Here is a 14314-nt window from a genome sequence, read left to right on the forward strand (position 1 = left end):
CATCGTCCTTTTGGCTAGAGGGCGAGTGATTCATTATCAAAGACTAGTTCCCCGGTTTCAGTCCACTCATTGCAAAGGATAGTGAATGTTTTGGTGCTTAAATTGGCGTAATTAGCCAACAATGTTTTAGAGAAATAATTAGGAATAACTAAAATACCATCCCGATATTCACCAAAGAGACGAGCAACCTCTTTTAGGAGTACCAACAAACGGTGTTCTGCCGCTTCCTGTAAGAGCAGTGTTTTGTTAAATAGCATTTCTTCTTTTTTGTGATTATTTGCATATAGAAATAGCCAGCCTTCTTGGAAACCTAGCAACATTGTTAGCATATCGGCTCTATCAAACTCATAGACAGTTGTGGGCTGAAGTACTTTTATCGTGTAGAAGGAGTTATCATTTGTATAAGGATTAGAGAGACCAACAATATTTTTCTCCCCCAAAAAACCAATAATATTTTTATCTCTGTTACACGAAATCACGCCGCTCTCAATGAAATAAATATGTTTAAAAGGTTGGTTTTCGATAGAGATATGTGTATTTCTCTTCAAAGTGCGTTGTTTGTAAGGGATACGATGCGTCAGTAGGAACTTTAAGAAGTGATCGTAGTCGAATTTTCCTTGTTCCATTTTTTCTAGGTGTATTTCTTTTAAGCTCTTTATTTTTTCTTCCATTCATTCAGCCACCTTTCTTAATAATCTTATTATAGCACTAGTTTATCGGTCTTCTTTTTGGTAAAATGGCTACCTAGGATGATACGTGTAGCGAGAATATAAATCTAGAACTATAAATAAAGGCCATATGTTTTTGAAACAGTCTATTTGTGACAGATATGTATTATTTATTTATGGGAGATGGAAGGTCATTTTATTGAATCAAGGCTATATATGGTGAAAAAATGTAGTTCTATATGAATAAAGAGGGAATATACTTATTTTTTCTTAGGCTTATTTTATGTTATAATATGTTCAATGATGAGCAATTCGAGGAGGAGAATAAATGTGGTTAAGTTAACAAGAACTAAAAAATCTATTTCTACACTCGATATGTATTATGAAGAACATATAGATAACTTCGTTGATTTGAAAACATATTTGTCTGAGGTAGAGGCCCATTGTATAAAAAAAATGATTGAGAGAAATGATGGGAACATGACGCAGGCCGCAATACAACTTGGTATTCATCGCTCGATATTGTACCGAAAGTTGAACGGGTTTGATAAGAAAAAGTAAACACTTACTAATTGTAAGCGTGAAGATGGACTTTTAATGGGAAATGTGTTGTAATGTTATTAGTTACAACGAAAGGGTGACCTATATGACAATGGAGATAGGAAAAGTTGTGTTGAAAACGAAAAGTAAACATACATTAGCGGCTTTTTATAACGAAATAATCGGTCTAAAAGTGATGGCTGATGAGGATAACAGAATAGCGTTAGGCGTTGATGGACGAGTACTTTTAGAATTGATGGAGGTAAAGCAAGGAATGACTGCGAAACAGGCGAAAACAGGTTTATATCATACGGCTTTTTTATTGCCTAGCAGAGCGGAATTGGGTAGCTTTTTGCATCATTTGTTGGAAAGTAATTACCCAATAGATGGCGCGGGGGACCATATTTATAGTGAGGCATTGTATTTCCGGGATCCAGATGGGAATGGTATTGAAGTTTACGCGGACCGGGCTCGAGAGGAGTGGCAGCGAGATGAACTTGGGAATCTGCCCATGGCGACAAATGAAGTCGATGGTGATGGCATATTGATGGCGGGAGCTGAGCTTGACTGGAATGGGGCACCATCCGATACTACAATTGGTCACATCCATTTGCAAGTCAGTCATTTAGAAGAAACGCGCCACTTTTATGAAACGGTTCTGGGTTTCCAGGTGACCACGGAGATTCCGTCTGCGCTATTTTTTGCAGATGGAGATTATCACCATCATATTGGCACAAATATTTGGGCTGGTCGTGATTTGCCTAAATTGGATGAATTAGAGACTGGGCTTGCGTATTTCACAATCAAAACAGAAGCCATCGAGATGCTAGAGGATCGGTTGAAGCAGTTTGATATCGCTTTTGAAAAGGAATCAGATAACGTGATTAGGTTGGAAGATCCGAACGGGATTGCCGTAAAGATTGTAAATAATACAAAAAGCTAAGCGTCGACATGATGCTTAGCTTTTCTTTATAGGCAAAATTTTGCTATAATTGATTTAAGAGTGTTTCCAATTCTTTTGGCGCGTTGTTGTCTTCTTTAGTAGCCAATGTGCAAGTCCAAGTGCGGCTTGAATGAGTACAAAAGTTAGGATGCCTAGATTCAGATAGAACAGGGCGGTTTGGGCCTCTGCTGGAAAGGCGCGTTGGACGAATAGAAAAGCCAGAAAGAAACCGGCATTGGCGCCCAGCGAAACCCAGTAAACAGAGATTTTCCCAAGCTTACTAATGACAAAAGATAGCGTAAAGAAAAAGATCGCGAAACAAAAACCAATCAATATCATTTGTATCGACCCCATGACGCTCACCTCACATTGTTACAGAATTAGTTTTATTGATAATAATTGTAACACAAATGAAATGTATTGTAAAGGTTGCCTAGAAAAACGTTACTTGGCGGGGAGGTACGAGGATGATTGAATATTATAGAACGCAAGAAAATGATGAAATACATCAGATTGATGGCTATCAGGCAAGGTGTTGGGTTCATGTCGTAGCGCCAAGTCCTGATGAGATTGATTATTTATCCCAAAAATTAGATATACCGAAAGATCATATTTTAGACCCTTTGGACAAAGAGGAACGTTCACGAATTGAATTAAAGCATGTGGAAGAGAATTTCAAGCATTCTTTGGTGATTGTGGATTGCCCGATAGAGGCGAAGGATGAAATGGGTTTCCTCGAATTTAAGACGATACCAATTGGGATTATTACCACAAAAGAAGTCGTCGTAACGGTTGTGCTGAAACAGTTGCCAGTTTTGGAAGATATTATGGATAGGCGCATGGAGCAGTATAATACAGCCAATCATGTCCAGTTTGTGCTACAAATTCTGTATGCGGTATCCTACTATTTTTTGAAATATTTAAACAGCCTGATTGAGCATATGCATACGCTTGAAAAAAATATTCGCCAGTCGATGCAAAATGAGGAGCTATACGCTTTTATGGCGGCGCAACGGAGCCTAGTCTTTTTTGCAACAGCGCTTCAATCCAACAAGGCAGTTCTGGATAAAATGATTCAGGCAGCGCATTACACAGCGAAAGATGCGGACAAAGAATTGTTGCAGGATGTCATCATCGAGAACAAGCAAGCTATCGCGATGACGGATACATATACGCAAATTGTTGGTGGGATGTCTGATACTTTTTCGTCTGTGATTGCGAATAATTTAAATCGGGTGATGAAATTTTTGACGTCGTTTACGATTATTTTGTCGTTACCAACGATTGTGGCGAGCATTTACGGGATGAATGTGAAATTGCCGTTTTCAAATCAGGAATATGCGTTTGGGCTGATTATGGTGGGGACATTGTTTATTACGATTATCACGACGGTTGTATTTTGGCGCAAAAAGTACTTCTAAAATGGGACTTCGAGAGGAACTGATTCTTTATGGAAAAACAAAGCTATGAGAAAAAAGCGTACGAAACAATGAAGGAAAAGATATTGAACGGGCAATTGCGGACGGGGGATCGCGTGCCTGAGAATACGATTGCAAAAGAGCTCGGCATTAGTCGGACGCCGGTGCGTCGCGCTTTAGTTATGCTTGAAACGGAGGGCTTTTTGACGATTGAGAGTAATCGGGGTGCTTTTGTTTGTGAAAGTAAGGTGACGGTGGGCAGATTCATTGAGATGCTTGAAATGTTGGAAGTTCTGACGATTAAGACGATGGACAAAATCGAGACGAAGGGGATTTCTTTTGAGCCGCAACATTTGTATAGGCGTTTGTCGGTCATGGAAGGGCATTTGAAAGCCGGGAATAGTAGTGGGTTTGTGGAAGAAGGCTGGCAAACTATTTTTGATTTTATCGCTTACATGGGGAATTCTTACGCAAATAATGCGGTTAGAAAGATGGGTATTGACTTTTTGACGAAGGCGCCGAAAGAAATTATTTTAATACCGTTTCATAATGGCGCGTATTTAATTGAGCAGTATATGCGAATGAATGAACTGCTGAGAACGAAGGATTTTGATAAGGCAGAGACAATTGTTCGTGAATTGGTCAATTATTTTATTATAAAAACGTTCCGATAGGTGAATTTTTTGGAAGGTTATGCTACAATATTGGTAATTAAGATAGGGGTGTCGAGAGCATTGAAAAGTAAACGAGAGTATAAGACGCTAGACAGAATGGTCTATTTTAGCATTATTGAGAAGATAAAAACAGGAGAATTAAAACCGAATGAGCATTTGACCGAGGAACGATTAGCGAAGGAATTAAATGTTAGTAGGTCACCGATACGCAAGGCAATCACGGCATTGGTTTCAGAGGGAATTCTAGATTATCGTACATATAGTGGTGTTGTTGTTCGAGATTCGATGATTGATCCAGCGAAATACGGGTACCTCCTAGAAGTGATAGAGGTGTTTATAGATGCAGCGATTCAGAAAATGAAGAAAAATAATACGCCAGTTGATATAGCAGCACTACGGAATTATATCGCGTCGATGGACCGCTCTTCTTATTTGCAAAATATGGAGGATTACATCTTCAACCAGCACCAATTCTTCTTCCGTATTCTAAAACATGATTCGAATCCATATTATTATGAGAATGTGAAGCGCGTCTTTTTCACGATTAATAATTTCTCGATGGAAACGGTCGTGAAGCAAGGTTCGGAAGATAAACGTGATTTGACGGTGAAGAAATTTACGGCGATTGCAGACGCATTTGAACAAAACGAATATGATTTAGCGAATGAGCGTATTCAAGCCTTATTTAATGATTTTGCGCTTAGTGCTTTCCGGTAAGAAAAAAAGAGCGTAGAGAATTCTCTACGTTCTTTTTTCGTATATACAGAACCCATCCACGATTGCCAATTGCGTGAAGCCGGCGTTCTGATAGAGTTTGTTTAATTTTTGATTGTCAGCAATGCAGTCAAGGCGTAGATAGGGATAATCTGTTTGTGCGGATTCAGCGCTTGCCCATTCTAAAATTGCTTGACTCAAGTTTTGACCAGCGAAATCTCGCGCAATCATTAAGCGGTGTAGGTATCGTGCAGGTGTTTGGTAGCCGTGATCGCGCCACAGACGTTGGTCCCACTCGCTCGCTGTTTTTCGTAAAATGAAAGCTGCTGTGATGTAGTCTGACTCGCGAACTAAAAAGACTTCGCCATCTCGAATACGATCTTTTAGTCCGTGTACATCTTTTCCTTCTAAAATATCGCCCCATTGTGAGGAACCGCGACTTTTTAGCCAAGATGCTGTGTCAATCATGAGTTGCTGTAAAGGGGCTTCATCGGAAACAGAAGCTTCTTGCACAGTCAACATGGTATTACCTAATGGAATTTTATTTTTGTTCGTCGTCATTTTTTTGTTCCGTTGTTTCTTCGTGATCGACTGGTTGAGATGGACGGACAGCTTCACTGATTGTATCGTCGTGCGTTTCTTCTACCGTTGATTCTGGCCCAGTTAAATCCGTTGCTGGTGTTGCCTCAGGTTCCGGTGTCACAGCAGGATCAACCATGGAGTCAGCACCCCACGTTTTATTTTCGAAATGTGGTGCTTCAGGCTCTTCTGGCGGTGTCGGATCAACTGGTGGAATCGCGCCAAATGTCGTGTCGTCCTCTGGAACCGTCGTTGTGTATGTGCCCATATCCGGGTCGTCGCCAAATGTGCCAGTGCTCGCATATAAATCATCGTAGAACACGGCGCAAGCTACAAGAACCTGTGGATAAATCCAAATAGCTAGACCGAATAATACGGCAAGCATCAAAAAGTAACCAAGAACAAACACAATCAAAAATACAGGGCTCATGTCTGGTACGCTACTATAATAATCATACGAATACGAATTATAGCCATAATCGAACATCGCCGTTGTAGCCGCCGCAATGATTCCAAGCACCATCATAATAATAACAGGGATAAAGAACACCCAAATATAAGATAGTACGAGTCCAAACAAGCGACCCTTATGCCCATTCATGCGGTGACGACTTTCCGTAATCGCATCAAGCGGCGAAATATTAGGATCATCACGTAAAATCATAAAAGTTTGCGAGTACGAGAACGATTTAATAATACCAGGAATAAGGAATAGTAAACTCCATAAAAATGTAAAAATAAATACAAGTACTGCGGCAAGTAAATTACGGCCAAACGTTTTAAAACCGCTGAATAAGTAGCCAATTTCAGGTTTTTCCTGACGGCTAAGAGCGAGGAAGAACCACGTTGCACCAATCATAAAAGGACCAGCGAAAACATAATAAGCAATCGTTCCAAGCACTGGAATGAAATTGACCATCGAAACAGCCATTAAAATCACATACGCGAGCGCCATACCTCCAATTGCCAGCCCCCAATTCCCTTTTAAGGACTGCTTCGTCATCTTTCTAATTTCTGAAATACTCATCATAAAAATTCTATCCCCTTTCTTTTGTGAAAATACATATATACTTAAAAATACCATAGAATCAGACACATTGATAGTCATAATCGATAATTTTATAAAATGATTGACTTTTCGCGTAAAGGGGAATAGGCTATAAGGTAAAATAGATGCGAATCATGTGAGTGGAGGTGAAAATAGATGGCCTATGAAAAACAAGATTTAGAAGAGCGTCTCATCGAATTGCGCCGCCAACACCAAGAGTTGCTTGGAGAAACGGATCAATTTAATGATACGAACCTAGTGAATGGGACGATTTCAGCGACAGAACTGAGAATGAACGCGCTTGAAAAAGAAATCAAATCAGTGGAGAAAAAATTAAATAAGCTATAAAATGATCTTGATTAGCATGAAGATCAGCCTTTCGAAGTTTGGTGGCTTTAGCCAGTACTTCAGAGGTACTACATATGAGGTGATGGCGATGGATGACATTTTTGCAGTTGGTGATATTCATGGGGAAATAGCGGCTTTCGAGGAACTTTTGACGCATTGGAATCCGGAGAGAGAGCGGCTAGTGTCTGTTGGCGACTTAATTGATCGAGGAACAGATCCTGGTGCGGTTATTCGCAAAGCTATGTTTCTTGAGGCGAAATACGATGCTATTTTCTTGCGTGGAAATCACGAAAATATGTTGTTGGATTGGCTCGCGAACCCGAGTGAGAAGATGATGTATTACATTAGTCAAGGCGGAATGGAGACGATTGAAAGCCTACTAACCCATAAAAAAAACGCAAAAATAACGCCAGAAGAACTAGCGCGATGTGTGGAAGCGGAGGCTGCAGCTGAACTTGCCTTTGTTAGAAAACGCCCATATTATTTGGAATGGAAGCAATTCGTATTTGTGCACGCTGGCGTGGATTTGACCTTACAGGATTGGAAGCAGACATCCGAGCATGACATGGTTTGGATTCGCGAGCCGTTTCAACAAGGTACGAACCGGACGGGCAAGACGTTTGTGGTGGGCCACACGCCGACAGAAAGCTTGAATCCAGATGGCGGGGCAGACGTTTGGTATTCACCAGACCGCTCGATTATCGATATTGATGGTGGTGCGGTGTTTGGCGGAGCTTTACACGGTGTCATTTTCTCACAGAATGGTGTGGAAAAAATTTATAGTATTCCGAACAAAAAAGAAGTTTAGACGCGCCGTCTAAACTTCTTTTTCTTGCCAAATTTTATAGAGTAGTTCGTAGTTCTTCTGTTTGAGCGCTGGGTCGTAGATGTTGGACGCGACAATCAGTTCGTTTGGTTGATGAATCGCCATGAATTGTTGCAGTTCCGCTTTTACTTTTTGCTGGTCGCCGATGAAGGAGTATTTTAGTTGGTGTTGTAAAGCATGTTTTTCGTAATCGGTCCAAAGCTCATCCATATTTGTCACGGGTTTTGGCAATGGTGTGGGAGCGCCTCGGGTCAGATTTAAGAACGAGAGATAGCCAGATGTTGCTAGAAAATTCGCTTCTTCGGTGGTATCACTAATAATCGTGCTGACTGTCACCATTGCATAAGGTTCATCCAAAACATCCGATGGCTCAAAGCGACTGCGATAAAGTTCCAACGCATTTTCTAATTCATCGGGTGCAAAGTGGCTCGCAAAAGCAAACGGTAGACCAAATTTTGCAGCTAGCTTGGCGCTGTAGGTACTAGAACCGAGCAGATAAAGCGGTACATGGAGGCCACGACCTGGAATCGCGATAATACCGTCGTTGCCACCATCTGAAAAATAATTACTAAGTTCCAAGACAGAATTAGGAAAAGCTTCCACGGTTTCATGCAAGTCGCGCCGGAGTGCCCGCGCGGTTTTGAAATCGGTTCCTGGTGCGCGACCAAGCCCGAGGTCGATGCGATTTGGATACATCGTTGCAAGCGTCCCGAACTGCTCGGCAATAATAAGCGGAGAGTGGTTTGGAAGCATAACGCCACCAGAACCGACGCGAATTTTTTCCGTATGTCCAGCTAAGAATCCTATCAAAACAGCTGTCGCAGAACTGGCAACACCAGGAATACCGTGATGTTCAGCCACCCAATAGCGATGAAATCCTGCTTTTTCAGCAAATTGAATGAGCGATTTACTATTTTGAAAAGCATCTGCTTCATTGAAACCTTCACGAATCGTTGCTAAATCGAGAATAGATAAGGGAACTTGCCCAAATTTATTGTTTGTCATAAAATCACTGCCCTTCTTTGACTAATAGTATATGCTTCTTCCTCGCCGTAGTCAAAAAAAAGAAACCACCCGCTACTAGTAACGAGTGATTTCACAGTATCAATCATTTAAAAAATCTTGTAAAGCCTTCGCATTCGCGGCAACGTCAATGTCTAACACAGAGCCATGCGAATTTCGGACGTTTTTATACGTGCCATCAACCGGTAGGCGGAAATCTTCCATATCTTTGGCATTGCCCAATACGAAATCTTTCCCAATTGAAATCATCATACCTGTTGTCACATTCGTGTTTGTGTAGCCTTGCATCGTACCAATTAAACTTGGAAGCTTCGTCACAGTACCAATGCTTTGCGCTTGATCTTTCAGGGCGTTCAGCACTTGTTGTTGACGACGGACCCGGCCGAAATCACTTTCAGCATCATGACGGAAACGCGCGTATTGCAGCAATGTTTCGCCATCCATTTTTTGCTTACCAGCTTTGATGTTAGCATCGATATTTTTCGACATATCTTTTTCGGCGTCAATCTCGATTCCATTAGGCGCGAGCGTGTCGACAATTTTTGGGAAACCCTCGAAATTGGCAACGACATAATACTCAATATTCACGCCAAAATTCTCTTTGATTGTTTGGCGAACCAGCTCAGGACCACCAAAAGAATAAGCCGCGTTGATTTTGTTCAAACCGTAACCAGGGATATCGACATATGTATCACGCATAATCGAGACTAATTTCGGTGATTTTGACTTCGTATCATAGTGAGCGATAAGCAAGGAATCCGAACGACCTTGGTCTTTGCCACGCGAGTCACTCCCGATTAGAAGGACGTTGAGATCATTCACATCTTCAGCTTTTTGCCCATTAAATTCAAATTCTTTCATGTTATTATCAGCTTCAGCCGCATTCAGACTCGATTTATACTGATAAAATCCAAGCCCGGCAATGGCCAGTATAATGACTAAAATTACTGCAAAAATAGTCCTGCCTTTTCGTAGTTTCTTCTTTGTTGGTTGATTGCGATCCTGGCGAGTGGCCATATCTTTCACCTCGTTCATTAATTTGAAGCTAACAACAAAACGATGCTCCCAGAATAATTATAGCTAACGAATGTTACATGAATGTGGCGAAACTCAATAATAAGGTGCCATAAACAGGTAAACAAGCACGCCGGTTAGACTTACATACAGCCAAATTGGCATGGTCCAACGAACGATTTTTTTATGTTTTTGGATTTGATTTGTCCAGCCCCATACGAGTGCGAAGAGCGCTAGAGGCACAACGACTGCAGCAAGGAAGCTATGTGTAATTAGGATAAAGAAGTAGATAGGACGAACGATCCCTTCGCCGCCAAATGTCGATGTTTCTGCGGACATATAATGGAATGTCAAATAACTAACTAGGAAAAATAACGTCGATGTAAATGCGGCTAAAATGAAACCACGATGCATCTTGATGTTTTTTTTCGCAATAATCGCCCATAAAGCAATTAATAAAAAGACAAACGTAAAGCTGTTAAAAATCGCATTGAGGCGCGGGAAAATAGATAAATCGTAGTCGACTTTCCCTTGGTAGCCAATCGGTGAGAAGAAGAGCAGTAAAATAACAACTACCGCTACAAACGATAAAATCATAATAGGCCAAAAATAGTTCTTGTCAGACGACGCTTTATTTATCGCATCTTTTTTTTGTGTCATGAATTTAAATCCCCCTAAAATAAGTTTCGCTACCATTATAACATGTTCGAGAGGTGAAAGGGTATGAAAAGTGATTCACATACATAAAAAGCACCGTACCAGCGCTCGCACACTCTGGTATGCAAGCGTTGATATGGCGCTTTTGTCTAGAAATCCTGTTTGGAATTTAAGATATTTATCTATTCTCAGCGTTGTTGTATGCGCCGTGCCATACTGGGCCGATAAATTTATTTAATGCAAAACCGCCTTTTATCGCGGCTGTTACGAAGTCTTTCGCTTTGTGCACGGATTCTTCTACAGTCAAACCTTTAGCAAGGCCGGCTGTGATGGCTGCTGCAAAGGTACAGCCTGCGCCGTGATTGAAGTTGGTGTCGATTTTTGGTGTTTCAAGGACGGTGAATGTTGTTCCATCGTATAGTAGATCGATGGCTTTGTCGCTTTGCAGTGCTTTTCCGCCTTTGATGACTACGTATTTCACGCCGAGCGCGACAATTTTTTCCGCAGCGGCTTTCATATCATCAAGGGTTGTTAATTTGCCAAGTCCAGAAAGTTGGCCTGCTTCAAATAGGTTTGGTGTCGTGATTAACGCGCGAGGTAGCAATAAATCGCGGATTGCTTCGGCGTTTTCTGGTTGGATTAGCTCATCTTCGCCTTTACAAACCATCACGGGATCGATTACGACATTTTGTAACTTGTACTCATCGATAGCGTCACGCGTTGCTTCGATAATTTCAACGGAGCCGAGCATGCCTGTTTTCATCGCGTCAACTGGGCCACCGGAAAGGATTGTTTTCAATTGGGCACGCAATAAATCGGCATCAAGCGGCGTTACGCCATGACTCCAATTATTGTCCGGATCCATCGTCACGATTGTTGTAATCGCTGAAAATCCGAATGTGCCGTACTCTTCAAATGTTTTTAAATCCGCTTGGAGTCCAGCGCCACCACTAGAATCCGAGCCTGCAACGGTTAATGTTTTTTTGATTGTCATGATAAATTCCCTCCAGTTACCTTAATTATTTGATTCGAGCATTTTGTGAATGGCAGTTGCCACGCCATGTTCGTCATTAGAATCCGTGACGTGTTTGGCTAGTTTTTTGACAGCCGGTTCGGCATTGCCCATCGCGACGCTGTAACCCGCCATTTTCAGCATGGAAACGTCATTGAAGTTGTCGCCAATCGCGAAGGTTTCGTCCATCGTCACGCCGAGTTTTTCCACGTAAAATTGCAGGGAAAGGCCTTTTTGCGCGTCGATATGTGTAATTTCGATGTTGTCAGAAAACGAAGAGCTGACCGCCAGATTTCCTTTGGACTCAAGCGCGTCTTTCGCTTTTTTGAGCACCGCTTGATCAGAAGAAAAGGCGATAAATTTCAAAATCGTGATATCCTCGTTTGTGAAAAGGCGTTCGGGATCATCAATCACATGAACGTCCTTGCTTTCAAAGCGTTCCTCGACATAGCGGTGAATTTCTTCCTCGGTAAAATCAGGGTGAACTTTCGCTTGGATTTCTTTCATAAGCTCGATGCCTTTATCTTTATTCGGCGAAATCGGACCAATATCGGTGAAAAATTCGCAATACATCCCCAAATCCGTTAAAACTTGATAGGTATATCGTGCTGAAGTTTTATCGATCGGGATTTGTTTCAAAATCTTGCCGTGTTCGTCACGAATTTCAGCACCATTCATGCAAATCGCTGGTGCATAAAGGTTCGCGTGGTTGATGAGTTGCATCGCGTCATCGTACATTCGCCCTGTGCATAAGACGAAATGAATGCCTTTTGCCCGAGCCTGTTCGATGGCTTTCACACCTTCATCGTCCACTTGGATTTTTGAGTTAAGCAGTGTGCCGTCCATATCTGAAGCAATTACTTTTATCATATAATAGAATCCTCCCATTTTCGTACCTACAACACTAGGATATCATTTTTTCAACAAAATTGCAGTAAGTAAAATCGGGAAATCAGGGGTTATAAAGTGGAGATTTAATAAAAATTTAATACCTAGTTAAGCGGTAGGATATATTTTTTCGACATAATTAATTTTACTACACAGATAAAGGAGATTAGAAAAATGAATAAATACGGTATTTTGATTGTTCGAATTTTACTTGGAGGGCTGATGTTCCTGCATGGCTTACAGAAGTTCACGAACGGGATTGGCGGAACGGTGCAGTTTTTCGATAGTTTAGGCATTCCTGGTTTTATGGCTTATGTCGTTGCCGTGATTGAATTAGTCGGTGGTTTGGCGCTCGTTTTTGGCGTGTTAGTTCCTTATGTTTCGGCGTTATTCGTGGTCGTTTTGGCCGTTGCGATCGTGACAGTAAAATTCTCAAGTGGCTTCTTAGGCGGCTACGAACCAGAATTCGTCCTGCTCGTGCTATCCGTCGTCACCTTGATAACAGGCTCGTTCAAGCAAATTTTTCAATTCCTACCAGCAAATGAAAAAATAGAAAAATAATGCGTTATCAGCCCAGTTCCGAAATATTTTTGAATTGGGCTTTTTGCTGGAAAAACGGTATAATGGAAGGAGTGGATAAATTATGGAAGGTGGCTATTAAAAATGATGACAGAACGTGAAAAGATGATTAGTGGCGAATTATATCGACCGGGGGACGCGGAACTTGTGGCGGATCGGATTCGAGCGCGTGAACTATGCGCGAAAATTAATGGCGTTGTGAGCGATAGTGACGAGCGCGAAGTACATATTCGAGAACTCCTAGGCATGGCGGGAAAAGCGGTCTATATGGAGCCGAATGTGCGCTGTGACTATGGTTACAATTTGGAAGTCGGCGATTATTTTTATGCGAATTTCGATTGCGTGTTCTTGGATTGCGCACCGATTAAGATTGGCGATAATTGCATGTTTGCGCCGGGCGTGCATGTGTATACAGCGTACCATCCACTGGATGCGACGGAACGCAATAGTGGGCAGGAATTGGCGAAAAGTGTTACGATTGGGCATAACGTGTGGGTTGGCGGCCGTAGTGTCATCAATCCGGGAATCACGATTGGCGATAATGCCGTTATTGGCTCTGGTTCGGTCGTAACACGAGATGTGCCGGCCAATACCGTCGTTGCAGGAAATCCAGCCCGCGTGATTCGTCAGTTAGATAAGCAGGAGGAAAACGCCTGATGACAGTATCCGACCAAGCCCTTTTTGCGAAGATGGAACAGGAGTTAAACCTCGCGAAGGCAGCTTCATCTGAACAAGAAAAACAAATACATTTGCACGGATTAGCCGTATTGATTGACGTGATGCGCGGCCAAGAAACACCATCTGCAAAACCAGTAAGCCTCAGCTCAAGCATGGAATACCAAGCGATGACAGGCGAATTACCAATTGCAAAAACCACAACACTTGGCGGTGGGAAAATAGAAACAGAAGACGGATCCAATGGCGATTCACTGTTAGATTTTTAGGAGGTTCAAGGAAGAAATGAGAAAAATGTTAATACTAGGAGCGATATTTGCAGGTTTAGCCGTAGGAATAGGCGCTTTCGGAGCACACGCGCTGAAAGAAACACTTGGAAGTTACCACACGACCTTTGAAACCGGCGTCCAATACCAAATGTTTCACGCAACAGCGATTCTAATCGTAGGTTTACTCCTCGGAAAACTAGATAGCGGCTTATTACGAACTGCTGGCTATTTGTTTGCAACTGGAATCATCCTATTTTCAGGAAGTTTATACGTGCTTAGCATCACGAAAGTATCCGTTTTAGGCGCGATTACACCACTTGGCGGCGTAGCATTCATCGCCGGATGGATTTGTTTTATTATCGCCGTAGCAAAAGATAAACCAGCTCTGTAATATAAAAAGTGTTGCGTAAGAAGGGATTTCACCGTATCACTCGAACGA

Annotated in this window: 20 protein-coding genes; 11 read left to right on the forward strand and 9 right to left on the reverse strand. The window is 41.9% G+C overall.

The window, feature by feature from the left end; genetic code table 11:
• Positions 1 to 14: 14 nt before the first annotated feature.
• Positions 15 to 671 carry a Crp/Fnr family transcriptional regulator gene (locus EP58_RS05560; protein ID WP_036091080.1) on the reverse strand — a complete coding sequence of 219 codons (657 nt, stop codon included), beginning with the start codon at positions 669 to 671 and terminating at the stop codon, positions 15 to 17.
• A gap of 327 nt (positions 672 to 998) precedes the next feature.
• Between EP58_RS05560 and EP58_RS05565 the strand changes: the two genes are divergently transcribed.
• Both EP58_RS05565 and EP58_RS05570 read left to right on the forward strand, forming a co-directional pair.
• The gene (locus tag EP58_RS05565) at positions 999 to 1229 is read left to right on the forward strand and encodes a helix-turn-helix domain-containing protein (protein WP_036091082.1); all 231 of its coding nucleotides are present in this window, start codon (positions 999 to 1001) and stop codon (positions 1227 to 1229) included.
• Positions 1230 to 1314: 85 nt separating this feature from the next.
• On the forward strand, positions 1315 to 2151 hold the full coding sequence (locus EP58_RS05570; RefSeq protein ID WP_036091083.1) for a VOC family protein: 837 nt from the start codon (positions 1315 to 1317) through the stop codon (positions 2149 to 2151).
• A gap of 54 nt (positions 2152 to 2205) precedes the next feature.
• Here the strand turns inward: EP58_RS05570 and EP58_RS05575 are convergent, their stop codons facing one another.
• Positions 2206 to 2505: a hypothetical protein gene (locus tag EP58_RS05575; RefSeq protein ID WP_036091085.1), complete on the reverse strand. Its 300-nt coding sequence runs from the start codon at positions 2503 to 2505 to the stop codon at positions 2206 to 2208.
• Between the two features lie 113 nt (positions 2506 to 2618).
• On the opposite strand from EP58_RS05575, the gene EP58_RS05580 reads away from it, so the two are divergent.
• Genes EP58_RS05580 through EP58_RS05590 form a run of 3 tightly spaced genes read left to right on the forward strand, consistent with a single transcriptional unit; the run spans position 2619 to position 4960 of the window.
• Positions 2619 to 3572 (forward strand): magnesium transporter CorA family protein, encoded by a 954-nt coding sequence (locus EP58_RS05580; protein WP_036091086.1) that lies wholly within the window; start codon positions 2619 to 2621, stop codon positions 3570 to 3572.
• A 29-nt stretch (positions 3573 to 3601) separates the two neighbouring features.
• Entirely contained in the window at positions 3602 to 4243 is a 642-nt protein-coding gene (locus EP58_RS05585; RefSeq protein ID WP_036091089.1) for a GntR family transcriptional regulator, read from the forward strand.
• 60 nt (positions 4244 to 4303) lie between these two features.
• Positions 4304 to 4960 carry a GntR family transcriptional regulator gene (locus EP58_RS05590; protein ID WP_036091090.1) on the forward strand — a complete coding sequence of 219 codons (657 nt, stop codon included), beginning with the start codon at positions 4304 to 4306 and terminating at the stop codon, positions 4958 to 4960.
• Between the two features lie 24 nt (positions 4961 to 4984).
• Here the strand turns inward: EP58_RS05590 and EP58_RS05595 are convergent, their stop codons facing one another.
• Together EP58_RS05595 and EP58_RS05600 are read right to left on the reverse strand one after the other, a co-directional pair.
• Positions 4985 to 5518, reverse strand: coding sequence for a GNAT family N-acetyltransferase (locus EP58_RS05595; RefSeq protein ID WP_052171358.1), 534 nt, complete (start codon positions 5516 to 5518; stop codon positions 4985 to 4987).
• Complete coding sequence (locus EP58_RS05600) at positions 5499 to 6566, reverse strand: DUF975 family protein (protein WP_052171359.1); 1068 nt, start codon at positions 6564 to 6566, stop codon at positions 5499 to 5501. The genes EP58_RS05595 and EP58_RS05600 overlap by 20 nt, the downstream gene beginning before the upstream one ends.
• A gap of 174 nt (positions 6567 to 6740) precedes the next feature.
• Between EP58_RS05600 and EP58_RS05605 the strand changes: the two genes are divergently transcribed.
• Together EP58_RS05605 and EP58_RS05610 are read left to right on the forward strand one after the other, a co-directional pair.
• Complete coding sequence (locus EP58_RS05605; protein ID WP_036080536.1) at positions 6741 to 6932, forward strand: Lmo0654 family protein; 192 nt, start codon at positions 6741 to 6743, stop codon at positions 6930 to 6932.
• An 88-nt stretch (positions 6933 to 7020) separates the two neighbouring features.
• On the forward strand, positions 7021 to 7740 hold the full coding sequence (locus EP58_RS05610) for a metallophosphoesterase (RefSeq protein WP_036091685.1): 720 nt from the start codon (positions 7021 to 7023) through the stop codon (positions 7738 to 7740).
• 9 nt (positions 7741 to 7749) lie between these two features.
• Here EP58_RS05610 and EP58_RS05615 read toward each other — a convergent pair whose 3' ends face one another.
• The 5 genes from EP58_RS05615 to EP58_RS05635 all read right to left on the reverse strand — a co-directional run bounded on the left by EP58_RS05615 (position 7750) and on the right by EP58_RS05635 (position 12334).
• The gene (locus EP58_RS05615; RefSeq protein WP_036091093.1) at positions 7750 to 8763 is read right to left on the reverse strand and encodes an LLM class flavin-dependent oxidoreductase; all 1014 of its coding nucleotides are present in this window, start codon (positions 8761 to 8763) and stop codon (positions 7750 to 7752) included.
• Between the two features lie 99 nt (positions 8764 to 8862).
• Positions 8863 to 9798: an LCP family protein gene (locus EP58_RS05620; RefSeq protein WP_036091687.1), complete on the reverse strand. Its 936-nt coding sequence runs from the start codon at positions 9796 to 9798 to the stop codon at positions 8863 to 8865.
• A 93-nt stretch (positions 9799 to 9891) separates the two neighbouring features.
• Complete coding sequence (locus EP58_RS05625) at positions 9892 to 10455, reverse strand: DUF420 domain-containing protein (protein WP_036091094.1); 564 nt, start codon at positions 10453 to 10455, stop codon at positions 9892 to 9894.
• A 175-nt stretch (positions 10456 to 10630) separates the two neighbouring features.
• Positions 10631 to 11446, reverse strand: a complete 816-nt coding sequence (gene pdxK, locus EP58_RS05630; RefSeq protein WP_036091096.1) for a pyridoxine/pyridoxal/pyridoxamine kinase — start codon at positions 11444 to 11446, stop codon at positions 10631 to 10633.
• 21 nt (positions 11447 to 11467) lie between these two features.
• Positions 11468 to 12334, reverse strand: a complete 867-nt coding sequence (locus EP58_RS05635; protein ID WP_036091098.1) for a Cof-type HAD-IIB family hydrolase — start codon at positions 12332 to 12334, stop codon at positions 11468 to 11470.
• Between the two features lie 192 nt (positions 12335 to 12526).
• Here EP58_RS05635 and EP58_RS05640 point away from each other — a divergent pair, with 192 nt between their 5' ends.
• The 4 genes from EP58_RS05640 (at position 12527) to EP58_RS05655 (ending at position 14266) form a co-directional block, all read left to right on the forward strand.
• The gene (locus EP58_RS05640; protein WP_036091099.1) at positions 12527 to 12913 is read left to right on the forward strand and encodes a DoxX family protein; all 387 of its coding nucleotides are present in this window, start codon (positions 12527 to 12529) and stop codon (positions 12911 to 12913) included.
• A 102-nt stretch (positions 12914 to 13015) separates the two neighbouring features.
• Positions 13016 to 13588, forward strand: coding sequence for a maltose acetyltransferase domain-containing protein (locus EP58_RS05645; RefSeq protein WP_036091101.1), 573 nt, complete (start codon positions 13016 to 13018; stop codon positions 13586 to 13588).
• Entirely contained in the window at positions 13588 to 13875 is a 288-nt protein-coding gene (locus tag EP58_RS05650) for a YwdI family protein (RefSeq protein ID WP_036091103.1), read from the forward strand. Before EP58_RS05645 ends, EP58_RS05650 begins: the two co-directional genes overlap by 1 nt.
• A 16-nt stretch (positions 13876 to 13891) precedes the next feature.
• Positions 13892 to 14266: a DUF423 domain-containing protein gene (locus tag EP58_RS05655; protein ID WP_036091106.1), complete on the forward strand. Its 375-nt coding sequence runs from the start codon at positions 13892 to 13894 to the stop codon at positions 14264 to 14266.
• Positions 14267 to 14314 lie beyond the last annotated feature (48 nt).

It is taken from the genome of Paenilisteria newyorkensis (genome assembly GCF_000766145.1).
Lineage (GTDB): Bacteria > Bacillota > Bacilli > Lactobacillales > Listeriaceae > Listeria_A > Listeria_A newyorkensis.